19 protein-coding genes, 1 tRNA gene and 3 pseudogenes are annotated in these 26,463 nt (G+C 74.3%); 10 read left to right on the top strand and 13 right to left on the bottom strand.

Annotation, left to right across the window (positions count from 1 at the left end; genetic code table 11):
• The first annotated feature begins 39 nt into the window (after positions 1 to 39).
• Together O7602_RS04935 and otsB are read left to right on the top strand one after the other, a co-directional pair.
• A complete protein-coding gene (locus O7602_RS04935; RefSeq protein ID WP_281587035.1) occupies positions 40 to 1,440 on the top strand; it encodes a trehalose-6-phosphate synthase in 1,401 nt (466 codons plus the stop codon).
• Positions 1,437 to 4,037, top strand: coding sequence for a trehalose-phosphatase (gene otsB / locus O7602_RS04930; protein ID WP_281587034.1), 2,601 nt, complete (start codon positions 1,437 to 1,439; stop codon positions 4,035 to 4,037). Before O7602_RS04935 ends, otsB begins: the two co-directional genes overlap by 4 nt.
• A 52-nt stretch (positions 4,038 to 4,089) precedes the next feature.
• Here the strand turns inward: otsB and cobA are convergent, their stop codons facing one another.
• From cobA to cobC, 3 genes are read right to left on the bottom strand one after another with little or no spacing between them, the layout of a single operon-like run.
• A complete protein-coding gene (cobA, locus tag O7602_RS04925) occupies positions 4,090 to 5,325 on the bottom strand; it encodes a uroporphyrinogen-III C-methyltransferase (protein WP_281587033.1) in 1,236 nt (411 codons plus the stop codon).
• Positions 5,322 to 6,404 (bottom strand): nicotinate-nucleotide--dimethylbenzimidazole phosphoribosyltransferase, encoded by a 1,083-nt coding sequence (gene cobT / locus O7602_RS04920; RefSeq protein WP_281590120.1) that lies wholly within the window; start codon positions 6,402 to 6,404, stop codon positions 5,322 to 5,324. Before cobT ends, cobA begins: the two co-directional genes overlap by 4 nt.
• Entirely contained in the window at positions 6,404 to 7,549 is a 1,146-nt protein-coding gene (gene cobC, locus O7602_RS04915) for an Rv2231c family pyridoxal phosphate-dependent protein CobC (protein ID WP_281587032.1), read from the bottom strand. Before cobC ends, cobT begins: the two co-directional genes overlap by 1 nt.
• A gap of 121 nt (positions 7,550 to 7,670) precedes the next feature.
• Here cobC and O7602_RS04910 point away from each other — a divergent pair, with 121 nt between their 5' ends.
• Entirely contained in the window at positions 7,671 to 9,803 is a 2,133-nt protein-coding gene (locus O7602_RS04910; RefSeq protein ID WP_281587031.1) for a transglycosylase domain-containing protein, read from the top strand.
• 124 nt (positions 9,804 to 9,927) lie between these two features.
• Here the strand turns inward: O7602_RS04910 and O7602_RS04905 are convergent, their stop codons facing one another.
• Positions 9,928 to 11,298: a cobyrinate a,c-diamide synthase gene (locus O7602_RS04905; RefSeq protein WP_281587030.1), complete on the bottom strand. Its 1,371-nt coding sequence runs from the start codon at positions 11,296 to 11,298 to the stop codon at positions 9,928 to 9,930.
• 134 nt (positions 11,299 to 11,432) lie between these two features.
• Between O7602_RS04905 and O7602_RS04900 the strand changes: the two are divergent.
• Positions 11,433 to 12,236: pseudogene (locus O7602_RS04900) on the top strand (SURF1 family protein); the annotation flags it as partial.
• 94 nt (positions 12,237 to 12,330) lie between these two features.
• On the opposite strand, the gene O7602_RS04895 reads toward O7602_RS04900, so the two are convergent.
• From O7602_RS04895 to O7602_RS04880, 4 genes are all read right to left on the bottom strand, one after another.
• Positions 12,331 to 13,914, bottom strand: a complete 1,584-nt coding sequence (locus O7602_RS04895) for an ATP-dependent DNA ligase (RefSeq protein ID WP_281587029.1) — start codon at positions 13,912 to 13,914, stop codon at positions 12,331 to 12,333.
• A 147-nt stretch (positions 13,915 to 14,061) separates the two neighbouring features.
• Positions 14,062 to 14,268 (bottom strand): hypothetical protein, encoded by a 207-nt coding sequence (locus O7602_RS04890; protein WP_091069481.1) that lies wholly within the window; start codon positions 14,266 to 14,268, stop codon positions 14,062 to 14,064.
• Positions 14,269 to 14,415: 147 nt separating this feature from the next.
• Positions 14,416 to 15,768, bottom strand: coding sequence for a dipeptidase (locus O7602_RS04885; RefSeq protein ID WP_281587028.1), 1,353 nt, complete (start codon positions 15,766 to 15,768; stop codon positions 14,416 to 14,418).
• Between the two features lie 21 nt (positions 15,769 to 15,789).
• A complete protein-coding gene (locus O7602_RS04880) occupies positions 15,790 to 16,650 on the bottom strand; it encodes a hypothetical protein (protein ID WP_348651309.1) in 861 nt (286 codons plus the stop codon).
• On the opposite strand from O7602_RS04880, the gene O7602_RS04875 reads away from it, so the two are divergent.
• The gene (locus O7602_RS04875) at positions 16,585 to 16,986 is read left to right on the top strand and encodes a rhodanese-like domain-containing protein (protein ID WP_281590119.1); all 402 of its coding nucleotides are present in this window, start codon (positions 16,585 to 16,587) and stop codon (positions 16,984 to 16,986) included. The two genes, O7602_RS04880 and O7602_RS04875, sit on opposite strands and share 66 nt — an antisense overlap.
• Before the next feature lie 4 nt (positions 16,987 to 16,990).
• On the opposite strand, the gene O7602_RS04870 is transcribed toward O7602_RS04875, so the two are convergent.
• The 3 genes and pseudogenes from O7602_RS04870 to O7602_RS04860 all read right to left on the bottom strand — a co-directional run bounded on the left by O7602_RS04870 (position 16,991) and on the right by O7602_RS04860 (position 19,944).
• Positions 16,991 to 18,535 (bottom strand): cobyric acid synthase, encoded by a 1,545-nt coding sequence (locus tag O7602_RS04870; protein ID WP_281587026.1) that lies wholly within the window; start codon positions 18,533 to 18,535, stop codon positions 16,991 to 16,993.
• 191 nt (positions 18,536 to 18,726) lie between these two features.
• Positions 18,727 to 19,668 (bottom strand): annotated as a pseudogene (locus O7602_RS04865) (cobalamin biosynthesis protein); the annotation flags it as partial.
• A gap of 60 nt (positions 19,669 to 19,728) precedes the next feature.
• Entirely contained in the window at positions 19,729 to 19,944 is a 216-nt protein-coding gene (locus O7602_RS04860) for a hypothetical protein (RefSeq protein ID WP_281587025.1), read from the bottom strand.
• Positions 19,945 to 20,215: 271 nt separating this feature from the next.
• Between O7602_RS04860 and O7602_RS04855 the strand changes: the two genes are divergently transcribed.
• The gene (locus O7602_RS04855; RefSeq protein ID WP_281587024.1) at positions 20,216 to 21,421 is read left to right on the top strand and encodes a pyridoxal phosphate-dependent aminotransferase; all 1,206 of its coding nucleotides are present in this window, start codon (positions 20,216 to 20,218) and stop codon (positions 21,419 to 21,421) included.
• A 691-nt stretch (positions 21,422 to 22,112) separates the two neighbouring features.
• On the opposite strand, the pseudogene ssb reads toward O7602_RS04855, so the two are convergent.
• Positions 22,113 to 22,547, bottom strand: a pseudogene (ssb, locus tag O7602_RS04850) (single-stranded DNA-binding protein); the annotation flags it as partial.
• A 260-nt stretch (positions 22,548 to 22,807) separates the two neighbouring features.
• On the opposite strand from ssb, the gene O7602_RS04845 reads away from it, so the two are divergent.
• Together O7602_RS04845 and O7602_RS04840 are read left to right on the top strand one after the other, a co-directional pair.
• Entirely contained in the window at positions 22,808 to 23,218 is a 411-nt protein-coding gene (locus O7602_RS04845; protein ID WP_281587023.1) for an HPF/RaiA family ribosome-associated protein, read from the top strand.
• A 191-nt stretch (positions 23,219 to 23,409) separates the two neighbouring features.
• The gene (locus O7602_RS04840) at positions 23,410 to 24,441 is read left to right on the top strand and encodes an alpha/beta hydrolase (RefSeq protein WP_281587022.1); all 1,032 of its coding nucleotides are present in this window, start codon (positions 23,410 to 23,412) and stop codon (positions 24,439 to 24,441) included.
• 183 nt (positions 24,442 to 24,624) lie between these two features.
• On the opposite strand, the gene O7602_RS04835 is transcribed toward O7602_RS04840, so the two are convergent.
• Positions 24,625 to 25,350 (bottom strand): hypothetical protein, encoded by a 726-nt coding sequence (locus O7602_RS04835; protein WP_281587021.1) that lies wholly within the window; start codon positions 25,348 to 25,350, stop codon positions 24,625 to 24,627.
• 169 nt (positions 25,351 to 25,519) lie between these two features.
• On the opposite strand from O7602_RS04835, the gene O7602_RS04830 reads away from it, so the two are divergent.
• Positions 25,520 to 25,592, top strand: a tRNA-Arg gene (locus tag O7602_RS04830).
• Between the two features lie 162 nt (positions 25,593 to 25,754).
• Positions 25,755 to 26,441 (top strand): HAD-IA family hydrolase, encoded by a 687-nt coding sequence (locus tag O7602_RS04825; RefSeq protein ID WP_281587020.1) that lies wholly within the window; start codon positions 25,755 to 25,757, stop codon positions 26,439 to 26,441.
• Positions 26,442 to 26,463 lie beyond the last annotated feature (22 nt).

The following is a 26,463-nucleotide window of genomic DNA, read 5'->3' as shown; positions in this document are numbered from 1 at the left end:
CATCGCGGTGGACCCGTCAGCACCCGGAGGTGGCCGATCGTGACCGTCCGTAGCTCCTTTGTCGTAGTGGCCAACCGCTTGCCGGTCGACGAGGTGAGCACCCCCGAGGGTCGGCAGTGGCGGCGCAGCCCGGGCGGCCTGGTGACCGCGCTGCACCCGGTGCTCGCCGAACACAAGGGCACCTGGGTCGGCTGGGCCGGTGGCACCGGCGCCGCACCCGAGCCGTTCGACCTGGAGGGCATCCGGCTGCACCCGGTGCCGTTGAGCGCCGAGGAGTTGGAGCGCTACTACGAGGGCCAGTCGAACGCGACGATCTGGCCGCTCTACCACGACGCGGTCGAGACACCCGCCTACAAGCGGCGCTGGCGCGAGGCGTACCGGCTGGTCAACGCCCGGTTCGCGGAGGCCGCGGCGGACGTGGCGGCCGAGGGCGCCACGGTCTGGGTGCAGGATTACCAGCTCCAGCTCGTCCCGTCGATGCTGCGCGAGCTCCGGCCCGACCTGAGGATCGGCTTCTTCCTGCACATCCCGTTCCCGCCGATCGAGCTGTTCATGCAGATGCCGTTCCGGGCCGAGATCCTGCGCGGCCTGCTCGGCGCGGACCTCGTCGGTTTCCAGCAGCGGCTGGCCGCGCAGAACTTCGTCCGGCTGGCCCGGCACCTGCTCGGCCTGCGCTACGAGGGGCAGATGATCCAGGTCGACGGTCGGCAGGTGAAGGCCGGCGCGTTCCCCATCTCGATCGAGACCCGGGAGATGGAGCGGCTGGCCGAGGATCCGGCGATCCAGGCCCGGGCCAAGCAGATCCGCGAGGAGCTGGGCAACCCGAAGACGATCATCCTGGGCGTCGACCGGCTCGACTACACCAAGGGCATCGAGCTACGACTCAAGGCCTTCCGCGAACTTCTTGCTGACGGAAAGTTGACAGTTCCGGACGCGGTTATGGTGCAGGTCGCCACGCCCAGCCGTGAGCGCGTGGAGCACTACCAGGCACTTCGGGTGAAGGTGGAACGCGAGGTTGGCCGGATCAATGGCGAATTCGGCCGGGTCGGCGTGCCGGCGGTGCATTACCTCCATCAGTCGTACAGTCGCTCCGAACTGGCCGCGATGTACGTCGCGGCCGACGTGATGATGGTGACCCCGCTGCGAGACGGAATGAATCTGGTGGCCAAGGAGTACGTCGCATCGCGCGCCGACCAGGGCGGCGCGCTCGTGCTCAGTGAGTTCGCCGGCGCCGCCACCGAGCTGCGCCAGGCGTTCCTGTGTAATCCGCACGACCCGGACGCGGTGAAGGACGCGTTGCTCCGGGCCGTGCACATCGAAAAGCCCGAAGCCCGTCGTCGGATGCGCGTCATGCAGCGCCATCTGCGCAGCCACGACGTGGGCCACTGGGCCAAGTCCTTCCTCAGCGAGCTCGGTGTCCCCGATACGGAGGCTGCGTGACCCCGCCCGCCGCCGCCACCGCACCCGGTGGCGTGCTCGACCCGGAACTGCGCGCCGCCATCGGCCGCATCGCCCGGATCCCCCAACTCCTCGTCGCCTGTGACTACGACGGCACGCTGGCGCCGATCGTCGAGGACCCGACCAAGGCCGTGCCGCTGCCCGAGTCGGTGGCCGCCGTACGCGCCCTGGCCTCGCTGCCGCAGACAAGCGTGGCGGTGGTCTCCGGACGCGCGCTGCGCGACCTGGCCACACTCTCCCGGCTGCCGAGCGAGGTGCACCTCGTCGGCAGCCACGGCTCGGAGTTCGACATCGGTTTCGTCGAGCGCCTCACCCCCGAGCTGATCGCGGTCCGGCACCGGCTCCGCCAGGAACTGCGGGACATCGCCGCCGCGCACCCCGGGGTCCGCCTGGAACGCAAGCCGGCGAGCGTGGCCGTACACACCCGGGGGGTTGACCCGCAGATCGCCGCCGCGGCCGTGGAAGCGGTCCGCAACGGCCCCGCCACCTGGGACGACGTCACCGTCACCCAGGGCAAGGAGGTGATCGAGCTGTCGGTGGTGGCGACCCACAAGGGCACCGCGGTCGACCAGCTCCGCACCCAGCTCGCGGCCGGCGCGGTGCTGTTCATCGGCGACGACGTCACCGACGAGAACGCGTTCGGCAACCTCCAGGGGCCGGACGTCGGCATCAAGATCGGTCCCGGGGACACCCAGGCCGACTACCGGGTGGCCGAGCCGATCGAGGCGGCCCGCGCGCTGGGGCTGCTGCTGGAGACCCGGCGGCACTGGCTCTTCGGCGAGCGGGCGGTGCCGATCGAACGGCACTCGATGCTCGCCAACGGGCGCACGGTCGCGCTCGTCACCCCGGAAGCCAAGATCACCTGGCTGTGTCACCCGAAACCGGACTCGGCGGCCATCTTCGCCGACCTGGTCGGCGGCAGCCCGGCCGGGCACTTCACGGTCGGCCCGGAGCGCGGCGGCATCCCGCTGGGCCAGCGCTACCGCAGCAACACGATGACCGTGGAGACGCGCTGGTCCGGCCTGACCGTCACGGACTGGCTGGACCTGCCCGTCCGCCAGACCACGCCGGACGACCCCGCCGTGGTCAGCGGCGACTCGACCCTGGTCCGGGTGCTCAGCGGCACCGGTCGGGCCCGCGTCGAGTTCGCGCCGCGCCCCGAGTTCGGCCAGGTCGCGGTGCAGCTCCAGCCGCTCGACGACGGGCTGCTGGTGCTCGGCTCCAACGAGCCGGTCGCGCTGCACTCCCCCGGCCTGGAGTGGGAGGTCACCAACGACGCCGGGTACGAGACCGCGAAGGCGGTGGTGGATCTCTCCGCCGTCGGCGGGCAGGTGGTGCTGGAGCTGCGCTTCGGCACGCAGAGCCTGGAACCGCACCGGGTGCCGATCCACGAACGGCAGGCCGCCGCCGAGCAGCCCTGGAAGGACTGGGTGGCCTCGCTGCGGCTGCCCGCCACCGCCCGGGACCTGGTCGCCCGCAGCGCGCTGACCCTGCGCGGGCTCTGCCACGAGCCGACCGGCTCGATCCTCGCCGCGGCGACCACGTCGCTCCCCGAGGAGCTGGGCGGGGTCCGCAACTGGGACTACCGCTACTGCTGGCTGCGGGACGCGGCGATGACCGCCCGGTCGCTCGTCGACCTCGGCTCCACCGAGGAGGCCGAAGGGCTGCTGCGCTGGATCGACGGCGTGGTGGAGCGCACCGGCGGGCACCCGGAGCGGCTGCACCCGCTCTACACCGTCGACGGTTTCGAGCTGGGCGCCGAGGCGGTCATCGACACGCTGCCCGGCTACGCCGGCTCCCGGCCGGTCCGGGTCGGCAACCTCGCCAACCACCAGCTCCAGCTCGACGTCTTCGGCCCGGTGGCCGACCTGATCGCCGCCGTGGCCGACGCCCGCGGCTCGGTCCGGGACGACGAGTGGCGGGTGCTGGAGAACATGGTCGAGGCGGTACGCCGCCGCTGGCACGAGCCCGACCACGGCATCTGGGAGGCCCGCCTCCCACCCCGGCACCACGTGTTCTCCAAGGTCATGCTCTGGATGACGGTCGACCGGGCGCTGCAGGTGGTGCGGCAGCACGGCGGCGAGGACCGGCCGGAGTGGGTCGAGCTGCGCGACCGGATCGGGGCCAACGTGCTGGAGCACGGCTGGCACCAGGACGTGGAGGCGTACAGCGTCGCGTACGGGCACGACGAGATGGACGCCTCGTCGCTCTGGATCGGCCTGTCCGGCCTGCTCCCCGGCGACGACCCGCGCTTCCTCTCCACCGTGCTCAGGATCGAGGCGGACCTGCGCAGCGGCCCGGTGGTCTACCGCTACCACTGGGACGACGGCCTGCCCGGCCGGGAGGGCGGCTTCCACATCTGCACGGCGTGGCTGATCGAGGCGTACCTGCGCACCGGCCGCCGCACCGACGCCGAGGAGCTGTTCGCCCAGATGGTCGACACGGCCGGGCCGACCGGCCTGCTGCCGGAGCAGTACGACCCGCTGGCCGAGCGCGGGCTGGGCAACCACCCGCAGGCCTACAGCCACCTCGGGCTGGTCCGCTGCGCGCTGCTGTTGGACAACATGCTCAAGCAGTAGCCGAGAACGTGACGCGGCCCGGGACCACCACGGTTCCGGGCCGCGCCGCGTTTCACCGGGTCAGCGCGTCCACCACGTCGCCGACGACCACGATCGCCGGTGGGCGGAACGCGGCGGCCTCGACGTCGGCGGCGACCGCGGCGAGCGTGGAGCGGAGCGTGCGCTGCGCCGCCGTGGTGCCCTCCTGGATCACCGCGACCGGGGTGTGCGGCGGCTTGCCGTGCGCGATGAGCGTGGCGGCGATCGCGGCCAGGTTCTTCAGGCCCATCAGGATCACCAGGGTGCCGCGCAGCCCGGCCAGCGACTCCCAGTGGACCAGCGAGGCCGGCGCGTCCGGCGCGACGTGGCCGGAGACCACGGTGAACTCGTGCGCCACCGCCCGGTGGGTCACCGGCACCCCGGCCACCCCGGGCACCGCGATCGCGCTCGTCACCCCGGGCACCACGGTCACCGGCACGCCCGCCTCGGCGCAGGCGAGCAGTTCCTCGCCGCCCCGGCCGAAGACGTACGGGTCGCCGCCCTTGAGCCGGACCACGACCCGGCCGGCCCTGGCACGGTCCACCAGGATGCGGTTGATCTCCTCCTGGGCGCGCGACGGCCCGTACGGGATCTTCGAGGCGTCGACCAGCTCGACGTCCGGCCGCAACTCGTCCAGGAGCAGCCCGGGGACGAGGCGGTCGGCGACCACCACGTCGGCCTCGGTGAGCAGCCGCCAGCCCTTCACGGTGATCAGCTCCGGGTCACCCGGCCCCGAACCCACGAGCGCCACCCGCCCGCCGGAGGCGTTAAGCGGGGCCCCCTCCTCTACCGAATCCGTTAACCGGGGCCCCTTCCTTGCGCTGAGGAGGGTGCGGATGGCGTCGCGGACGCGCGTCGCGCGGCGGGGGTCGCCGCCGCCCAGGACGGCCACCGTGACCGGGCCGTGCCGGGTCACCGCGGGCGTCCACGCGCTGGCCGCCACCCGGTCGTCGGCCCGGACGCAGAAGATCCGGCGCTCGGCGGCGGCGGCGCTTACCGCCGCCGCGGGGGCCCGGTCGTCCACCGCCACCTGCACCAGCCAGGCGCCGTCCAGATCAGCGGCGGCGAACCGGCGCGGCTCCCAGCGCAGCCGCCCGGCGTCGGCGTGCGCGCGCAGCGCCGGGGTCAGCTCGGGCGACACCAGCAGCACGTCCGCGCCGGCGTCCAGCAGCGCGGGCACCCGCCGGGTGGCCACCGCTCCCCCGCCCACCACGACCACCCGCCGGCCGGCCAGCCGCAACCCCAGGGGGTACGGGCTCGGCTCGCTCACTTCTCGGCCACCCCGGCCGCGTCGAACGTGGCCACCTCGTGCAGCACCCGGACCGCCCCGGTGACCACCGGCAGGGCGAGCAGCGCCCCGGTCCCCTCGCCGAGCCGCAGCCCCAGGTCGATCAGCGGGTCGAGCCCGAGGTGCCGCAGCGCCACCGTGGCGCCCGGCTCGGCGCTGCGGTGCCCGGCCACCATGGCGCCCACGGCGTCCGGCGCGAACGCGGCGGCGGCGAGCGCGGCGCTCACCGCGATCACGCCGTCGAGCAGCACCGGCACCCGGCGCGCGGCAGCGCCGAGGATCAGCCCGGCCAGCGCGGCGTGCTCCAGCCCGCCGACCGCCGCGAGGACACCGAGCGGGTCGGCCGGGTCGGGCGCGTGCCGCTCCAGCGCGGCCCGCACCACGTCGACCTTGCGGGCGTACGTCCCGTCGTCCACCCCGGTGCCCCGGCCGGTCGCCGCCGCCGCGTCCACGCCGGTGAACGCGGCGACGAGCGCGGCGGCCGGGGTGGTGTTGCCGATGCCCATGTCGCCGGTGAGCAGGATGCCCGCGCCGGCGTCGACAAGTTCGCCGGCGATCCGGATGCCGGTCTCCACCGCCGCCCGGGTCTCGTCCCGGGTGAGCGCGGCGGTGACCGTCAGGTCCCGGGTGCCGGCGCGCACGTTCGCCGCCACCAGGCGCGGCCCGACCGGATCGGCGGGCGTCGCCACGAGATCGGCGGGCGCGAGCGGGGTGGCCACGCCGACGTCCACCACGGTGACCGAGGCGCCGGCCTGCCGGGCGAACGCGTTGACCACCGCGCCGCCGGCCAGGAAGTTGCCGATCATCTGGGCGGTGACCTCCTGCGGCCACGGGCTGACGCCCTGGGCGTGCACCCCGTGGTCGCCCGCGAAGATCGCCACCGCAGCCGGCCCGGGCAGCGGCGGCGGGCAGGCCCCGGCCAGCCCGGCCAGGCGCTCCGAGAGCGGTTCCAGGGCGCCGAGCGAGCCGGGGGGCTTGGTCAGCCGGCCCTGGAGCTCGCGGGCCGCCGCCATGGCGGTCTCGTCCAGCGGCCGGATCGCCGCGACGGTGGACTCCAGCATCATGCCTCCAGGATCCGTGCCAGCGTGTCGATGAACGCGTCGGTGGTGGCCGGGTCGCGCACCGCGATCCGGAGCCAGTCCGGCCCGAGGCCGGGGAACGTGTCGCCCCGGCGTACCGCCCAGCCCTGCTCGCGCAGGCGGTCCCGCACCGCCGCGGCGCCGGGGGTGTGGATCAGGACGAAGGCGCTTGCCGGCTGCCCCGCCACGCGTACCCCGGGCAGGCCGGACACGCCGGTGACCAGGTGGTCGCGGTCGGCGGCGAGTGCGGCGGCGATCGCGCGTTCGGCCGCGACGGCGACCGGCGCGGCGCATGCGGTGGCGGCGGCGAGCGCCGGGGTGGAGACGGCCCAGAGCGGCTGGGCGGCGGCGAACCGGGCCAGCAGCCCGGCGTCGCCGAGCAGGTAGCCGATCCGCAGCCCGGCCAGCCCCCAGGTCTTGGTGAGGCTGCGGACCACCACGAGGCCGGGCAGGTCGCGGCGGGCGGCGAGCGACTCGGGCTCGCCGTCGGCGCCGGGAGCGATCGTGGTGTCGGCGAACGCCTCGTCCACCACGAGCACCCGGCCGGGGCGGGCCAGCGCGGCGATCGTGTCCGCCGGATGCAGCACCGACGTCGGGTTGGTGGGGTTGCCGACCATGACCAGGTCGGCGTCGGCGGGGATCCGGGCCGGGTCGAGGCGGAACCCGTCGGCCGGGTCGAGCAGCACCCGGTCCACCCGGTGGCCGGCGGCGCGTAGGGCGGCCTCCGGCTCGGTGAACTGCGGGTGCACCACGATCGGGTGGCGGGCGTCGCGCAGCGCGCGGGCGATCAGCACGAAACCCTCGGCCGCGCCGGCGGTGAGGAGTACCTCCTCCGGGGGTCGCCCGTGTCGGTGACCGACGGCGGCGCGGGCGGGCGCCGGGTCCGGGTACGCGGCCAGTTCGCCGAGCGCGGCGGTGAGCGGGTCGGCCAGCCAGTCGGGCATCGGCGCGCGGCGCACGTTGACGGCCAGGTCCACCAGGCCGGGCGTGACCTCGGCGTCCCCGTGGTGGCCCAGGTCGGGCTCGGCGGGCGCGGCGGGCGCTGTGTGCCCGGCAGGCGCGATGGGCTCGGCGGGCGCGGCGGGCGTCACCGTCGCGGCGACGGTCCCGGTCGGTGTTGCGGGCATGACCGCGATCCTGCCGGGAAGCCGCCGCCCGGGACAGCGCATCCGGGCGTGCGTCGCGTCACGGCCCACCCGTTTATGAATTCTTCTCATTTCCGAATCGGAAATGTCATAGCTTGACCCAGTGAGCAACCGACCCCTTGCCTCTGCTGGTCGTGCCGTGCCCCTCCTACGCGCCGGGCTGATCGCCGGCATCGTCGTCGCCGCCGCGATGTACCCGCTGGCCGCCGCTACCGGCATCGGCGCGAAGGCCACCGCGCACGCCGTGCAGCAGAAGACGAGCATCCTCAAGACCGCCCTGCCGGCCGAGACCTCGTACGTCTACGCGCCCGACGGCCGGACCGTGCTGACCATGTTCTACGAGGAGTACCGGCAGTACACCAAGATCGAGAACATGTCGCCGAACATCCAGCAGGCGATCGTCGCCGCCGAGGACAACCGCTTCTACCAGCACCACGGCGTCGACCCGAAGGGCGTGGCGCGCGCCTTCGTCTCCAACGCCCGCTCCGGCGGTGTCTCCCAGGGCGCCTCCACCCTCACCATGCAGTACGTCCGGATGGCCCTGCGGGACAGCGCCAGCACCCCGAAGGAGGTCCAGGAGGCCACCCAGCAGACCAGCCTGCGCAAGGTCAAGGAGATGCGCATGGCGCTCGACATCGAGAAGCACCTGACCAAGGACCAGATCCTGGAGCGCTACCTCAACTCGGCCTACTTCGGCCACCGCGCGTACGGGATCTACGCCGCCTCGCAGATCTTCTTCTCGAAGACACCCGCCACGCTCAGCCCGGTCGAGGCCGCCACGCTGGCCGGGCTGGTCAAGTCCCCGTCGGAGTACGACCCGATCACCTCCGACCAGAAGGACGCCACCGCCCGGCGCAACTACGTGCTGGACAACATGTCCCGCCTCGGATACCTGTCGCCGGACGCCGCCGCGTCGGCCAAGGCCCAGCCGATCACGCTGAAGCTGACCGACCCGCCGAACGACTGCGCCGCGATCGACGGCGCGCACCGGAGTTGGGGCTTCTACTGCGACTATCTGAAGAACTGGTGGAGCGCGCAGCCCGCGTTCGGCGAGAACCGCCTGGAACGGATGGACAAGCTGCGTCGCGGCGGCTACCGGATCGTGCTCGCGCTCGACCCGAAGGCCCAGGCGGCGGCCGAGAAGAATGTGGGCGCAAAGGACAACACCGGCAGCCCGTTCGCCAACGGGATCGTGGTCGCCGAACCCGGCACCGGGCGGATCAAGGCGATGGCGGTGAACCGGAACTACTCGCTGGACCTGGCCGAGAACCCGAACAGCTCGAATCCGGAGGCCGGCCCGAAGGTCAAGGCGAACTACCCGAACACGGTGGCGCCGCTGCTCGGCGGTGGGACGCTCCCCGGCTACCAGGCCGGCTCGACGTTCAAGATGTTCCCGATGCTCGCCGCGCTCAACGCCGGGATGCCGCTGTCCACCGCGTACGACTCGCCGTACAAGTACCAGTCCGCGGTCTACGACGGGTGGGCGCCGTCGAACGCCAGCGCCGCGATGACCGGCCGGCAGACCATGTGGTCCGGGTTCGGCAAGTCGGTGAACACCTACTTCGTCCAACTGGAGGAGAAGGTGGGCGCGGACGCCGGGGTGCGCCTGGCCGAGCAGTTGGGGCTGCGCTGGCGCACCGACGTGGACAAGGAGCAGGCGTCACCGGGCAAGGCGAAGAAGTGGGGCGCGTTCACGCTCGGCGTCTCCGACGCCACCCCGCTGGAGATGGCGAACGCGTACGCGGCCGTGGCGGCCGACGGGCGCTACTGCGAGGCGATCCCGGTCAACGCGATCATGAACCGGGACGGCACGCCGGCCACCTGGTCCACCCCGGGTGGGGTGCAGCGGGAGGTGGCCAAGCCCCGGTGCCGTCAGGTCGTGAGCGCCGACGCCGCCCGGGCGGCCACCGACGCGGCGCGCTGCCCGACCGGCGACACCCCGGCCAAGGGGAGCTGCGGCGGCTGGTCGACGGCGGACAGCGTCCGGAAGACGGTCGGCCGGCCGGTCGCCGGCAAGACCGGCACCACGGACAGCACCCGGTCGGCGTGGTTCGTCGGCTACACGCCGGAGCTGGCGGCGGCGAGCTTCATCGCCGATCCGGACAATCCGTTCAACGCGGTGGGCGACGGCCAGTCCCAGGTCCCGGTGAACGCGGTGGCGCAGACGCTGCGCGACGCCCTGAAGGGCCAGCCCACCCGCCAGTTCACCCCGCCCTCCGACCAGATCGTCGGCTGACCTCTCGGTCTGCCCGGGGGTGCGCCCGGGTCAGTTGATCAAGGAGTTTGCGTCCGGGACCACCTGATCCCCGACGCGAACTCCTTGATCGACGTCGCCGCCCCGGGCGGGCGGCCGGGCGGGGTCAGGCTGGGGTGGGGGTGGGGGCTGCGGCGGCGGTTGCCAGGCGGTGGGCGATGCCGGGGAGCGCGGCCCAGTGCGGCACGAGCTGGGAAGCGTGCACGGCCTGGCGCACGAAGCCCTCCGGGGTGCCGCCGCCCCACTGCCACGCCGGCCGGTCACCGGCCCGCGGGGTGAGCACGGCGGCGTGCTGCTTGTGCCCGGTCACCGTGACGCCCGCCGGCGCCACCACGCTGCCGGTGACCGCGGTCGCCTCCCGGTAGCCGACCACCAGGCCGTCCCGGACCGTGCCGACCGCGTCGAGCACCCCGCACATCGGCTGGCCGTCCAACTCCCGGGCCAACCAGAGCAGGCCCGCGCCCTCGGCGACCACCGGGCGGCCCGAGCGGGCCAGCTCGGCCACCGCGATGCAGAGCCGGCGGTTGGTGGAGAGCTGCTCCGCGTACGCCTCCGGAAGCCCGCCACCGACGACGAGCGCGCGGGTCCCGGCGGGCAGCGCCTCGTCGCGCAGCGGGTCGAGCGTGACCACCTCGACCCCGGCGGCGCGCAGCAGCTCGGCGGTCTCGGGGTGGCTGTAGCTGCCGGCCGGGCCGCCGGCGAGCGCGACCACCGGCCGCTCGGCGGACGTGGCCGGCCCCTCCGCCGGCTCCGGCGACCAGGGCTCGACGGTCAACGCGGGCGCCGAGCGGGCAAGCGTCAGCAGCCGGTCCAGGTCGACCGTGGCGGCCACCGCCTCACCGAGGCGGCGCACCCCGCGCTCGGCCTCGGCGTCACCGCGCACCACAGGCGCCGTGCCGTGCCGGCGGGCCGGCAGCACCGGGGGCAGCTCGTGCCGGCGCAGCGCGCCGTAGACCGGCACCCCGACGTCGTCGAGCGCCTCGCGCAGCAACGTCTCGTGTCGCGGTGAAGCCACCCGGTTGAGGATCACGCCGCCCAGCCAGAGCTGCTCGTCGTACGCCCGGAAGCCGTGCACGAGCGCGGCCACCGACTGGCCCATCGCGGCCACGTCCACCACCAGCACCACCGGGCTGCGCAGCGCGGTGGCGACGGCGGCGGTGGACTCGCTCTCCGGCCGACCGGCCACCGAGTCGTAGAGCCCCATGGTGCCCTGGACCAGCGCGAACCCGGCCCCGGCCGCGCCGTGCGCGAAGAGCGGGGCGATCCGCTCCGGGCCGACCAGCCGGGGGTCGAGCGTGCGGCCGGGACGGCCGGCGGCCAGCCCGAGGTACGCCGCGTCCACCTGGTCCGGCCCGACCTTGAACCCGGCCACCGCCAGCCCTCGGTCACCGAGGGCCGCGAGCAGGCCGAGGGAGAGTGCGCCGGTGCCGTGCCCCGAGGAGGGCGCGCTCAGCACGACGCGCGGCACGTCGGTCATCATCGACTCCTGGGTCCCGGGGATTTCCGCCCGCGTGACCCTACCCGCCCGGTGCGGTCTACGCGGTCCGCCCGCCGTCGCTTTCCCGCCCGGCCGCGGAAGTGTGCCCGCTCATACGGGTAGCCTTGGCAATCGTGTACCGGTTCCTGCTGACCCCGCGCTGGCTCGGCTACCTGGCGCTGACGCTGGTGGCCGCCGCGGTGATGGTGTTCCTCGGCAACTGGCAACTGGACCGCTACCACGGCCGGACGGCGATCAACGACCGGATCGACGCCGGCGCCACCATGACCCCCGCGCCGCTGCGTGACGCGCTGCCCGCGCCGGCCGGCGGCCCCGGCAACGTGGGCCCCGCCCCGGCCGAGCGGCTCACCTGGAGCCGGGTCACCGCCACCGGCCGCTACGACAGCGCCAACGTCGTCCTGGTCCGCGGCCGGACCGTCGACAGCACCGTCGGCTTCGAGGTGCTGACCCCGCTGGTCCTGGCCGACGGCAGCGCGGTGCTCGTGGACCGCGGCTGGATCCCACCGGTCCCGGGCGGCGCCGCGACCGTCCAGCCCGCGGTGCCGGCGGCGCCCACCGGCGAGGTGACCGTCACCGGCCGGGTGGTGGGCAGCGAGAGCGGCGGCGGTGGCGTCGCCCGGCGGGACGGCAAGCTGGAGGCCCGGCGGATCGACATCGCCCGCCTGGCGAAGCAGTTGCCCTACCCGGTGACCGGCGGATACGTGCTGCTGGACGGGCAGACCCCGGCCGCCGACCCGGCCTTCCAGGCGGTGCCGATCGGGCACACCAACAACTGGCAGAACTTCGGCTACGTGTGGCAGTGGTGGATCTTCGCGGTGATGAGCCTGGTCGGCTACGGCTGGGTGGCGCGCCGGGAGGCCCGCCGCCGCGCCGGCCTGGACGGCCCGCGCGTGCCCGTGGACCGCGCCGCCGATCCGGTGGACCGGGGGGCTTCGCCGGTGGACCGCGCCGCTTCGCCGGTGGACCGCGCCGCTTCGCCTGCGGACCAGGCCGCCGAGCCGGCGGAGCGGCTCAGCCGGTGACCCGGCCGGCGTGGATCGCCCGGACCGCGTCGATGGTGTCCGCCTCGGCGGCGGTCTTGTCGTCCCGATAGCGCACCACCCGGGCGAAGCGCAACGCCATCCCGCCCGGGTAGCGGCTGCTCGTCTGCACCCCGTCGAAGGCGATCTCGACCACCTGCTCCGGCCGCACCCGCACCACCCAGTCGCCCTTCTCCACGGCCAGCGACAGGAACCGCTCGGTCTGCCAGCGCAACAGCTCGTCGGTCAGCCCCTTGAACGTCTTGCCGAGCATGACGAACTCGCCGGTGCCGGGGTCGCGGGCGCCCAGGTGCAGGTTGGACAGCCAACCCTGACGCCGGCCGCTGCCCCACTCGACGGCGAGCACCACCAGGTCGAGCGTGTGCCGGGGCTTCACCTTGACCCAGGCCGCGCCGCGCCGCCCCGCGTCGTAGGGCGCGGCCGGGTCCTTGACCACCACGCCCTCCTGGCCGGCGTCGACCGCGGCGGCGAACGCCGCGCCGGCCTGCGCCGCGTCGGCCACCTCCACCCGGCCGACGAGCAACGCCGGGTCGACCGCGCGGGCAAGCGTCGACCACCGCTCCCGCCCGGGCAGGTCGATCAGGTCGGCGCCGTCGAGGTGCAGCAGGTCGAAGAAGTACGGCGTGAGCACCGGCTCGCCGGCCCGCTCGGCGGCGGCGAGCACGGCGGGCGCGACCGGGCTGCCGCCGGTGGTGCTGGGCGTGGTGCGCCGCGCCGCGTGGCTCGACGTCTGCTGGAACGGCAGCGGCCGGCCGGCGGCGTCCAGCCCGATCGCCTCGCCGTCGAGCACCAGCTCGCGGGCGGGCAGCGCGCGGACGGCGGCCACCACCTCGGGCAGCCGGCCGGTGATCTCGTCGAGGCTGCGGGTGAAGACCGCGATGTCCGCCCCGGAGCGGTGCACCTGGATGCGGATGCCGTCGAGCTTGACGTCGACCACGGCCGGCGCGCCGGTGGCGGTGAGCGCCTCGTCGACAGTGGGCGCGCTCTGCGCCAGCATCGGCGCGAGCGGACGGCCCACCTGGAGCCCGAACCCGGCCAGCGCGGCGGCGCCACCGGTGAGCGCCGCGCTTGCCACCGCCCGCAGGTCACCGGCGAGCAGCAGGGCCCGCCGGACGGCCGTGACCGGCACGTCGGCGGCCCGGGCCACCGCCTCGGCGAGCAGGCCGGCCTGGGCGCCCTGGCGCAGCTCGCCGCGGAACAGCCCGGCCAGCAGCCGCTGCTCGTCGGCGGTCGCCGCGGCGAAGAGCCGGCCGACCAGCTCCCGCCGCCGGGCCTGCGAGCCGGCACCGGCGACCCGGGAGATCTCGTCGATCGCCGCGTCGACCGCGCCCACGGTCAGGGTCGGCACGGCCGCCGGTGGGGGCAGGTCACGCAGGCCCGCCCAGCCCACACCGGTCTGCCGCTGCCGCAGCTCACCGGCGAGGTAGCCGGCGCCGGCCGGGATCTCGGTCGGGTCGAGCCCGCGCAGCGCGGCGGCCAGCAGCTCCACCTTGGCCCGCCGGCCGCCGGTGGCGCCGACCGCGGCCGAGGTGGCCGCCAACTCCGCGAAACGCACGCCCACATCCTGCCAGTCACCTGCGACAACCCGGGCGCTTCCGGCAACCCGCGCGGGTGCGGGTCCGTGGAGTCGGGCCGAGATCTTGGTACGAAACGGCCCCTCCTGGGGCACTTTCGTACCAAGATCTCTGGCGGTCCCGGCCGGTCAGGCCGAGACCGGCTCCTCGACCCGCAGGCCGCGCCCGCGCACCCCCTCGGCGACCCGGGTGAGCAGCGCGTCGAGCGTGACCAGCGTGGCCGAGAGCTCACCGAGCTGTTCCTTGAGCGTGGCCTCGGGCCACGCGGAGACGTCGACGTCCCCCAGAGCACGGACGGCGGCCTGGAGCCGCGCCATCTCGTCGTTCGTACGCATGTTCGAAAGGCTATAACACCCGGCCAGGCGACACACCGCAAACTCCGACATCCATCCCGAAGTTACGGTTCTGACACCTCACGTGTCGGTGTCGGACGTTAAGCGGGGCCCCCGCCTATGCAGAATGCGTTAAGCGGGGCCCCCGCCTTACACCTCCGCCACCTTGGCCAGCAGCAACGCCTCGGCCAGGCAGACCCGGGCGAACTCGCCCAGGTGCAGGCTCTCGTTCGGCCCGTGCGCCCGGGCGTGCGGGTCCTCCACGCCGGTCACCAGGATCGCCGCCTGCGGGAACATCTCCTGGAACGTGGCGATGAACGGGATCGAGCCGCCCACCCCGATGTCGACCGGGTCGGTGCCGTCCCACGCGGCCCGGAACGCCGCCCGCGCCGCGTCGAACATCGGCCCGCCGGCGTCGATCACGCAGGGCGCGCCGTCGTGCTCGAACGTCACCGTCACCTGCGCGCCCCACGGCGCGTTCCGCTCCAGGTGGGCGGTGAGCGCGGCGTACGCCTTCTTCGGGTCGTCGCCCGGCGCCAGCCGTACGCTCAGCTTCGCCTTCGCGGCCGGGACCAGCGCGTTCGGCGCCTCCCCGGTGGCCGGCGCGTCGATGCCGAGGATCGCCAGCGCCGGCTTGGTCCAGAGCCGGTCGGTGATCCGGCCGGTGCCGAACAGCCGCGCGCCGTCGACCAGGCCGGCCTCCGCGCGGAACCGGTCCTCCGGGTAGTCGACGCTCGCACCCGCGCGCCCGGCCAGCCCGTCCACCGCCACGTCACCGGCGTCGTCGTGCAGCGTGCCGAGCAGCCGCACCAGCGCGGTGAGCGCGTCCGGCACTGCGCCGCCGAACATGCCGCTGTGCACCGCGTGGTCGAGCGTGCGCACCTCCACGAAGCAGTTCACGATGCCGCGCAGCGAGGTGGTCAGCGCCGGGACCCCGACGTCCCAGTTGGTGGAGTCGGCGATCACGATGACGTCCGAGGCCAGGTCGTCACGGTGCTCGGCGAGCAGCCGCTCCAGCGAGTCCGAGCCGTACTCCTCCTCGCCCTCGACGAACAGCACCACGCCGACCGGCAGCCGGTCGCCGTACGCCCGCAACGCGGCCACGTGCGCCATGATGCCGGCCTTGTCGTCGGCCGCGCCCCGGCCGTAGAGGCGGCCGTCGCGCTCCACCGGCTCGAACGGGTCGGACTCCCACAGCGCCAGGTCGCCGACCGGCTGCACGTCGTGGTGGGCGTAGAGCAGCACGGTGGGCGCGCCGGCCGGGGCCGCCTTCGTCCCGATCACCGCCGGCTGGCCGCCGGAGCGGACGATCCGGGTGTCCAGGCCGCAGCCGCGCAGCAGCTCCGCCACCGCCTCGGCGGAGCGCTCCACGTGCGAGTGGTCGAAGCCCTCGAAGGCGATGCCCGGGATGCGGACGAGTCGCTCCAGGTCGGCACGGACACCTGGTAGTTCGCGCGCGACGGCGGCCCGTACCTCGGACTCGGAGATGATCGGAGTGGTCATGACCGGAATCGTATGCCGGCCTTACCCGGCCACACCGTCCGAGCCCGGTCGCCGCCCGGCCACGCCGTCCGAGCCCGGTCGCCGCCCGGCCCGCACGTAGTAGCGGTCCGGATCGTGCGGCACGTCGGGGGCGCCGTCGACGACCAGGTCCACCGCGGCCCGCGTACCGTCGGCGGCGAAGTGCGCCCGCTCCCCGGCGTGCCAGCGGCGCAGCTCGGGCAGGATCCGCGCGCCGTCGCGGGCCAGCGCCCGGGACAGCCGCAGCCCGGCCGGCGCGGTGACCAGCACGGCAAGCGTCAGCTCCGGGCGTATGGCGGCGCGCGCCGCGCTCACCCCCTCGACGATCAGCACCGGCGCGGCCGGCACCGGCACCACCCGGTCGGCGAAGCGGCGGCGGACCCAGCTGTACCGGCGGTAGCCGCCCGCCCGGCCGGCGCGCACCGGCCCGAGCACCCACTCCTCCAGGCGGTCCCAGAACGTGAGCTGGTCGTCCCAGCCGTCGAGCAGGTCGTCGGTGCGGACCAGCGGCGGCCGGCCGCCGCCCGGCACCGCCGCGAGCGCGTCCGCGAGGCGCGTCGCGAACACGCTCTTGCCCGCGCCGCTCGGCCCGTCGACCGCCACCAGTCGGGTACGCCCCAACCGTGCCGGCCCGGCCAGCACCCGGCGGGCCAACCCGGTGTACGCCTCGACCACCGCCACGTTCACCCGACCGACGTTAACGTTCCCCCGTCCGCTGGATCCTGCGACCCGGGCGGGCCGTTTCGCCAGGCGACGTGGCGGTGCCGCGGGCATGATCTGGGGGTGCTCCATGACGTGATGTGTCCGGGCGTCGACGCCCTTCTGGAACAGGCCCGCGCCGGTCTCCGCCGGCTCACTCCACACGAGACGGTCGAGGCGGTACGCGGCGGCGCGCTGCTGATCGACACGCGCACCGAGACGCAGCGTCGCGAGGAGGGTGAGCTGCCCGGCGCGATCGTCATCGACCGCACGGTGCTGGAGTGGCGGCTCGACCCGGCGAGCGCGTGGCGCATCCCGGAGGCGACCGGGTACGACCGGGAGATCGTGGTGGTGTGCCGGCAGGGCTACAGCTCCAGCCTGGCCGCCGCCAGCCTCCAGACGCTCGGCCTGCGCCACGCCACCGACATGATCGGCGGCGTGCAGGGCTGGCGGGAAGCGGGGCTGCCGATGTCCGACCGCCCGGCCGACGTGCGGCCCTGACCCCTCAGCCGGGTGCGCCGGGTGGCACGAACGGCAGGCCGGGTGGCGGGCCGGACTCGATCAGCCGCCACAGCGCGTCGGTGTCGAGGTGTTCCTCCACCAGGTCGCCGAGCAGGTCGAGCGTCCGCTCCCGGGCCGCCGCGAACGACGTGTCCGGCGCGACCTTGAAACCGGTCCGCCCGGCCGCGCCGGCGACCTCGGTGAGGAACCGCCGACGGAACGCGTCGGAGGAGAAGGCGCCGTGCCAGTGCGTCCCGTACACCGTGCCGAGCCGGGCGCCCTCGCCGGCGCCGTCGGCATACCGCAGCAGCGGCGGCAGGCCCGGGTCGGCGGCGGAGACCCGACCGTGGTGGATCTCGTACCCGTGCACAGGCACGTCCGCGTCGCCGGCCGCCGTGCCCTCGGCCCGGCGGACCGTCTTGCGCCTGTCGAACGTGACCTCGACGGGCAGCAGCCCGAGGCCGGGGACGCTGCCCCGGCGGCTCTCCACCGGGTCGTGGATCGCCCGACCGAGCATCTGGAACCCGCCGCAGATGCCGAGCAGCGGGCGACCGGCGGCGGCGTGCGTCCGCACCGCGTCGGCCAGTCCGGTCTCCCGCAGCCAGGCCAGGTCGGCGACTGTCGACTTGGAGCCGGGGAGCACCACCAGGTCGGCGGCGGCCAGCTCGGCCGGCTCGACGGTCAGCCGGACCCGCACGCCGGGCTCGGTGGCCAGCGCCTCGACGTCGGTGGCGTTGCTGATCCGGGGCAGCCGGACCACCGCCACGTCGAGCCAGTCGGTGCCGCGCGGCGCCGCCGGTCGGCCGAGCACCCGCCCGTACGCGAGTGAGTCCTCCGCGTCCAGCCACAGGTCCAGCGCCCAGGGCAGCACCCCGTACGTGGGGCGGCCGGTGACCTGACGCAGCATGTCCAGCCCGGGCCGCAGCAACCCGAGGTCACCGCGGAACTTGTTGATCACAAACCCGGCGACGAGCGCCTGGTCGGCCGCGTCGAGCAGCGCCACGGTGCCGAACATCGAGGCGAACACGCCGCCCCGGTCGATGTCACCGACCACGATCGTGGGCAGCCCCGCCTGCCGGGCCAGCCCCAGGTTCACGTAGTCGCCGGCCCGCAGGTTGATCTCCGCCGGGCTGCCCGCGCCCTCGCAGATCACCACCTCGTACTCGGCGCGCAGCTCGGCCAGCGCCGCGTACGCGGTGGCGGCCAGCCGGGGTCGCAGCGCGTGGTAGTTGCCGGCGGTGACCGTGTCGACCGCCTCGCCGAGCAGCACCACCTGGCTGGCGAGGTCGCTGCCCGGCTTGAGCAGCACCGGGTTGAACCGCAGGTCCGGGGCGAGCCCGGCGGCGGCGGCCTGCATCGCCTGCGCCCGGCCCAGCTCGCCGCCCCGACCGTCCGGGCCGACCACCACGGCCGAGTTGTTCGACATGTTCTGCGCCTTGAACGGGGCGACCCGGACGCCCCGGCGGCGCAGCCAGCGGCAGATGCCGGCGGTGAGCACGCTCTTGCCGGCGTCCGAGGTGGTGCCGGCGACAAGCAGTCCCCCGCTCACCGCCCGCTCCCCCGACGCTCCGGCCGCCCTCCGACGCGGCCCGACCCGGCGTCGCCGGACGCGGCCCAGCCGCCGCGGGCGAGCGGACGCAGCCCGGCACGGCCCGACCCGGCGTCGCCGGACGCGGCCCAGCCGGCACGGGCGAGCGGGCGCAGCCCGCCGCGGGCGAGCGGGCGCAGCCCGCCGCGGGCGGCGGCGCCGGCCAGCCGGCCCACGGTGACTGGATAGAGCGCGGCCAGGCCGAGCGCGGCCAGGCCCACCGCGCCGGAGATCCGCGCCGCCCGCTTCAGGTGCCGCGCCTCCGGCCGGGGCCCGTCACCGAGGTACGGCCGCGTCTCGGACCGGCCGAAGTAGACGTTGCGCCCGCCCAGCCGCACGCCCAGCGCGCCGGCCATCGCCGCCTCGCACTGCCCGGCGTTCGGGCTCGGGTGGTCGGCCCGGTCCCGCCGCCACACGTGCCAGGCCGCGGCCCGGTCCCCGTGCGCCACCGGCGCGACGGCCACGGTGAGCAGCCCGGTCAACCGGGACGGCACCAGGTTCAGCAGGTCGTCCAGCCGGGCGGCCGGGGTGCCGAACCGCGCGTACCGGGGTGAGCGGTGCCCGACCATGGCGTCGAGCGTGTTCGCCGCCCGGTAGCCGAGCAGGCCCGGAAGCCCGGCGACCGCGCCCCAGAGCAGCGGCGCGACCACCGCGTCGGAGGTGTTCTCGGCGACCGACTCGACGGTGGCCCGGGCCAGCTCGGGTTCGTCGAGCGCGGACGGGTCCCGCCCGCAGAGGTGACCGAGGCGCGCCCGGGCGGCGGGCAGGTCGGCCCGGCGCAGCGCCCGCCCCATCACCCGGGACTCGTGCCGCAGCGTGCGCCCGCCCAGCACGGTCCAGGTGCCGGCGGCCACAAGCGCGACCCGGGCCACCGGATGACGCCGGGTGGCACGCGCGGCGGCGGCCCCGAGCAGCACCGGCGCACCGACTGCGAGCGCGGTGAACGCGACGCCCGCCGCCCGGTCGGGACGGTAGATCCGCCGCTCCAGGGCACCTGCCGCGCGCCCGAACCCGGCCACCGGATGCCACCTGCGCGGGTCGCCGAGCAGCGCGTCGAGCGCGTAGCCCGCCACCAGCCCGGTCGCGTTCGCCATGGCGGTCGCCTGCCGCACCCGTCACCACCTCCGGCCGGCCAGCCTAGCCGTACCGGTGGTTCACGGCGGTCCGTCCGCGCCGCGGCGGGAACGGTCGAGCCACGCCAGGAAGCGGTCCCAGAGGACGGCGGGTTCCGGCATCTCGTTCGGGTTGAGCCGGTAGAGATCACCGACCGCGTCGTGCAGCAGCACCGCCAGGTAGACCGCCAGCCCGACCATGTCTCCCTCGTACTCCCGCAGCAGCGCGGCCCGCGCCGGCGCGCCCGGACACGTCACCTGGAGCCGGAGATCGCCGCAAGATCCACTCCATCTCGCCGAGGTGGCGGGATCAACGCCCCACCGATGCCACCACCTCGCCGAAGTGGAGTCGACCTTGCATCGTCGCCAGCGGGTTGACCACGAGCGTTCGCCAGGCCCGGCGACATACGGGGACAAAACCATCGGCGGCTAGTCGCCACGGTCGCGTGACTGGTCACACCCGGCGAACCTGCGACCACAACGCCCTAGCATCGAGCATCGGAACACGGCGTTTGGTGGAGGGGGTCCGATGCGGCAGGCGCAGCGGCTGAAGAGTGTCCGGTACGACATCCGCGGCCCGGTGCTGCGCCGGGCGCAGGAGCTGGAGGCGGCCGGGCACCGGATCCTCAAGCTGAACCTGGGCAACCCGGCGCCATGGGGGCTGGCCACGCCGGAGCCGATCGTCGCCGACGTCGTGCAGAACATCGTGGCCGCGCAGGGGTACAGCGACGCGCGCGGCATCTATTCCGCCCGCGTCGCGGTGGCCCAGCACTACCAGACTCTCGGGGTGCCCGACGTGCAGCCGGACGACGTGCTGCTCGGCAACGGGGTCTCCGAGCTGATCGTGATGGTGCTCCAGGCGCTGCTGGACACCGGCGACGAGGTGCTGGTGCCGAGTCCGGACTACCCGCTCTGGACCGGCGCGGTGAACCTGTGCAGCGGTCGCGCGGTGCACTACCGGTGTGACGAGAGCGCGGACTGGGCGCCGGACCTGGAGCACATGGCGTCGCGGATCACCGACCGCACCCGCGCGCTCGTGGTGATCAACCCGAACAACCCGACCGGCGCGGTGTACTCCCGGGAGGTGCTGCTCGGCATGATCGAGCTGGCCCGCAAGCACGATCTGCTGATCTTCGCCGACGAGATCTACGACAAGATCGTGTACGAAGGCGCGACGCACCACACGCTCGCCGCGCTCGCGCCGGACGTGCCAGTGGTCAGCATGGGTGGCCTGTCCAAGGTCTACCGGGCCGCGGGCTTCCGCTCCGGCTGGCTCGCCACAAGCGGCTTCAGCGGCGGCGACTCGGACTACCTGGACGGGCTGCAACTGCTCGCCAACATGCGCGTCTGCCCGAACGTGCCCGCCCAGCACGCCATCCAGACCGCGCTCGGCGGCTACCAGAGCATCGAGGAGCTGACCCGTGCCGGAGGCCGCCTGCTGGAGCAACGTGACCACGCCTGGCAGTCCCTCGTCGACATCCCCGGCGTCGACTGCGTGAAACCGGCCGGCGCCCTCTACCTCTTCGCCCGCCTCGACCCCCAGGTCCACAAGATCCACGACGACGAGCGCCTGGTGATCGACCTCCTGGAGCAGCAGCACCTCCTGATCTCCCACGGCACCGGCTTCAACCTCGACACCCCGGACCACCTCCGCATGGTCTTCCTGGCCGCCACCGACGTCCTCGACGACGCCGTCTCCCGGCTCCGCACCTTCCTCTCCACCTACCACCAGTAGCGCCGCGGCGCGGCACCCGTCGTACGTGCGGGGTGGCGGCGTCGGCGTCGCCACCCCGCACCCCCGTCGCACGTCCGGACGGTCAGGCGGGCACCGGGGTACGCCGCCGGCCGCGACGCCCCGAGGCGGCCCGGCCGCCGACCGCCCCCTCGGCACCCGGGTCCGCGCCGGTCGACCCCGCACCCGCACGCCCCTCGACGACGGGCGGCTTCACCTCGGCCAGCTCGTCGTCCCCGGTGCTGACCGACTCGTCGCCCGTCTCGACGCCCAGCTCGTCCTCCTCCTCGGCACCCAGCCCGTCACCCGGCCCGACGCCCAGCCCTTCGCCCGTCCCGATGCCCGGCCCATCGCCCGTCCCGATACCCGGCCCGTCACCCGGCCCGATGCCCGGCCCATCGCCCGTCCCGATGCCCGGCCCATCGTCCGGCCCGACGCCCAGCCGCCCGCCGAGCCGGATGCCCTCGCCGCCGGCCAACGCGCCGGACCGGACCGTCCCGTCGCCGGTCAGGCCGCCGGGCCGCGTGCCGCCACCGGATCGCACGCCGCCGGGCTGGTCGTCGAACGGGTCGAATTCGACCGTCCGGCCGAGCGAGCCGGCGAGGCCGACCCGCGCCGGCTCGAACTCCGGCGGCGGGAAGTCGTCGTCGAACGGACGGTCGTCGAGCGTGGCGGGCGCCTCCTCGTCGGGCACCGCCTCGGTGAGCTCGCCGTGCACCCGCTGCTCCGCCTCGGCGTCCTCAACCGTGCTGGTGGTCGCGCGCGGCTGGTTACGCAGGAAGCGGGAACGCCCCCGGGACAGGTCGTGCCCGACCGCGATCGCCTCCAGCTCGTAGATCGTGCGGTGGTTGCCGGCCTCGTCGGTCCAGTCGCGGGTGTAGAGGCGGCCGGCGACGATCACCGGGTCACCCAGGGCCACCGAGGCGGCCACTCCCTCGGCCAGGCGTCGCCAGCAGTTGACGCGTACCCGAAGGCTGTTGCCGTCCACCCAGCGTCCGCTGTCGCGGTCGAGGCGGCGCGCGGTCGAGGCGACCTTGAAGTTGGCCACCAGCGTCCCGCTCTGGTTGGTCCGGCGCCATTCCGGCGCGGTCAGCACATTGCCGACGACCGTGACGTAGGTATCGAACATCGCCCCTCCCAGGGATCGGCTTGTCCGGGTCAGCGTGGGCCGAGTCGACCGGCCGGGGCCACCCGCCGGCCCCGAGCCTGTGGACAAGGACCGCCTTGTGGACAACCGCCTGATCAAGGCCCCGGTGTGATACGGCGACGGCGGAGTACCGGATCGTGACCGGCGGGAGGCGTTCCGGATTCAGGTCGGTTGGGTAAGTAATGATCAACCGAGAGAAAGGGAGCGCCGATGCTTCTCCGAGACGTCCGCGAGGCCCGGCGATGAGCGCCGTGGCGAACCCCGCGACCGTGGCCGAGTGCCTGCGGGTCGGTGCCGGGTTCTCCCAGGGCGACCGGAACTGGATCGCCGAGCAGTTCGCGACCCTGGACGCGCGGCTCGCCAGCTTCCACGCCGACGCCACCGAGCTTGAGGTGACCGTCAAGGACCGCGAGGCCCGGGGCCAGAAGGTGACCCTGGAGTGCTGGGTCGCCGGTCGGCAGAAGATCGTCACCACCTCGACCGAGGAGGATCTGCACGCCGCGCTCAACGACGTCCGGGACGACCTGCGCCGCAAGCTCAACGACTCGAAGACCCGGCAGGAGCCGCGCAACAACAAGCACCTGCGCCCCACGGAGCAGCCCCCGGCCGTCCCGATCGAGGACGCGCTGCGCCAGGACGCCGAGACCGCCTGAGTTCCCCGTACGCCCCCGCCCGCACGGTGCCGGCGGGCGGGGGTCCCACGCGGCCGACTCACCTGTGTTAGGCGGGGGCCCCGCTTAACCGTCAGTGTTAAGCGGGGCCCCCGCCTCTACCGAATGCGTTAACAAGGGCCCCCTCCTTACACCCCTACCGCCGGGTAGCTTGGCGGCGTACCGTCGCGGTCGTGGAACCGGACGTGCTGGGAGCGCCCTACGAGCGGCGGACGATCGAGCTGGGCACCGACGACGAGGGGCCGGTGGTCGCGACGCTGGTCCGCCGGCGCGCCGACCGCCCGACCGGCCGCGCCGTGCTCTACGTGCACGGCTTCGTCGACTACTTCTTCCAGACCCACGTGGCCGATTTCTTCGCCGAGCGCGGCTGGGACTTCTACGCCCTCGACCTGCGCAAGTATGGCCGTAGCCTGCTCCCGCACCAGACCCCGAACTTCTGCCGCGACCTCAGCGACTACTTCCCGGAGCTGGACGCCGCCGCCGAGATCATCCGCGCCGACGAGGGACACGAGACGCTGCTCGCCATGGGCCACTCCACCGGCGGCCTGATCATCTCGCTCTGGGCGCACGCCCGCCGCGAGGCCGGCCTGGTCGACGGCATCGTGCTGAACAGTCCCTTCTTCGACATCAACGCTCCCTGGCTGGTCCGTCGACCCCTCGCCGCCGCCGTCTCCCGCCTGGGCCGTCGGGCGCCGCAACGCATCCTGCCGTTCGGCCTGGGCACGGTGTACGGCGAGAGCCTGCACGCCGACCACCGGGGCGAGTGGCGGTACGACCTGGCGTGGAAGCCGCTCGCCGGGTTCCCGGTCCGGGTCGGCTGGCTGGACGCGATCCGCACCGGTCAGCGCCGGCTGCGGGCCGGGCTCGACATCGAGGTGCCGGTGCTGCTGGCCTGCTCCACCCGCAGTTTCCGGGGCACGAAGTGGCACGACAGCGCCACCGGCGCCGACGCGGTGCTCGACGTGGAGCACATGGTGCGCTGGGCGCCCCGGCTCGGCCGGCACGTCACCCTGGCCCGCTTCGACGGCGGGCTGCACGACCTGACGCTGTCCAGTCCCGCCGTACGCGAGAAGGTGTTCGTGGAGGTCGGACGGTGGGCGGAGGGTTTCCTCCGCGCCGGCCCGACCGACCCGCAGCCCACGCCCCCGGCCTCACGCCAGCCGGCCGACGAGCCAGCCACCGCCACCGCCACCGCCGAAGGCTGAGCCGACAGTCCCGCCGTCACCCCTTCGCCGCCGCGCGGGCCACCATCTCGGGTCGCTCGGCGCCGGGTCGCCGTCGGTCGACGCGGCGTCGCTCTGCGGCAGGCCGCTGCCGGCCGTCATCCGCCGGTGGTGGTGAGAAGGGGCCCCTTCTCTACCGGAGGCGTTAACAAGGGCCCCCTCCTTTCAGACCTCGGCGAGCGCCGACCGGATCCGGTCGAACGTGGCGATTGGATGAGCGCCGTCGCGGGCCGGCAGCAGCACACCGAGGCAGCGCGGCGTCGGTGCGCCGTCCGGCCCGGCCTCGACCGTGAACACCGGCGCGCCCACGTACCCGGCCGGCAGCTCGGTGGTGACCCGCGTCCCGTCGCCGTCCCGGGCGACCCGCTCGACCACCGCCTCCAACGGCCGCGACCCGTCCCCGCCCACGCCCAGGGCCAGCACGAACGCCGAGCCCGGCGCCGCGCCGATCCGGGCGACCGCGTCGGCCGGCGCGGCCAACGCCTCGGTCACCTGCTGGGTACGCCACTGCCAGCCCCGGTCGTCGGCGTAGCCGTGCAGCCCGCCGGTGGGCATCGCGGCCACCCCCAGCTCCGGCAGGTGCAGCCAGTAGTCGGCGAAACCGGGCAGCTCGATCGGCTCGTCCGCCCCCTCGGCCGGCTCGGTGACGCTGGGCCGCAGCCCGATCTCCCCGTACTCCCCGTCGGTCAGCGCGTCGGCGGTGAGCAGCCACTCGTGCGCGAGTTCCCCGTCGTCGGCGGTGCCGACAAGCTCGCTGTAGAAGAAGGCGGTACCGACTGTGCCGGCCGGCGCACCGGGTCGCGCCGAGCCGGCGAGCGGCAGAATCGACCGTCCGAGGTGCTGGCACAGCTCGAAGACGATCTCGTTTTCGGTTTCCTGGTCGAGCAGCATCCGACGAGGGTACGGACCGGGCTGTGACCGCCGGCCCGGGACCCGCCGGAACTCAGATGCCGGGCGGAACCCCGGCGTGGGACGCTGGCGGGCGACGCGGACGCGCCGACCCGTACCCGCGACCGGGCCGGAGCCGGCGGTACCCTCTTGGCGCGACGATCGTCGACGCGCGCCCGTAGCTCAGCGGATAGAGCAGGGGACTTCTAATCCCAAGGCCGCAGGTTCGAATCCTGCCGGGCGCACATTCATCAGCACAGGTCAGCGGCTTTCCACTCCCACGCAGAGCCGGGCAGACCAGGGTAACGAGGCCGTTCCAGTCCTGTGGGCGCTTCACGGTGTGCGGGTCGGCGGCAGACAGACGGCAAGCCCGGTGACAGCGGTGACGATCTCAGTAGGATGCCGAGATGTCTCGACCGGTGATCTTCGACCTCTTCCATACCTTGATCCACGGGGCTGACGAGGAGCGCGATCGGGTGGTCGGCGAAATGGCGGTCATGGTCGACGTGGCTCCGGCCGAACTGGTCGCCGCGTACCACGCCAGCTGGCGGGACCGGCTGGTCCGGTGGGACGTGGAGGAGACCATCCGCGTCCTCGCCGGACGCCTCGGCGGCACACCGACGAACGAACAGGTGGCCCGGGCCGGTGAGCACCGGCGAGCCCTCGGACGCCGAGTGCTGGACAGCGTCTCCACCGCCACCCTGGACGTGCTCGACGCGCTACGCCGCGACGGGCATCCGCTGGCCCTCATCAGCAACGCCACCTCGGACACTTCCGAGTCATGGTCGCAGAGTCCGCTCTCCGGGCGGTTCGAGGTCGCGATCTTCTCCTGCGATGTCGGGCTGGCCAAGCCCGACCCGGCGATCTATCACCTTGCCGCCGAACGCCTGGGGGTCGAGCCGGCGGAGTGCGTCTTTGTCGGCGACGGCGCGGATGGCGAGTTGGCCGGGGCGGCAGCGGTCGGTATGACCGTCTTCCGCACCACGGAGCACAAGGACACCGATCCGGGCTGGGGTGGGCCGGCTTTCGCCACCCTGGGCGACCTGCCCGCCACACTTCGAGCGCCGTCGAAGGTCATGGAGCCGGCCGAGTAGAGCGGTCGGTACAGCCAGATCA

Source organism: Micromonospora sp. WMMD1128, assembly GCF_027497235.1.
Taxonomy (GTDB): Bacteria; Actinomycetota; Actinomycetes; order Mycobacteriales; family Micromonosporaceae; genus Micromonospora.
This window is presented reverse-complemented; position numbering and strand designations above follow the sequence as displayed.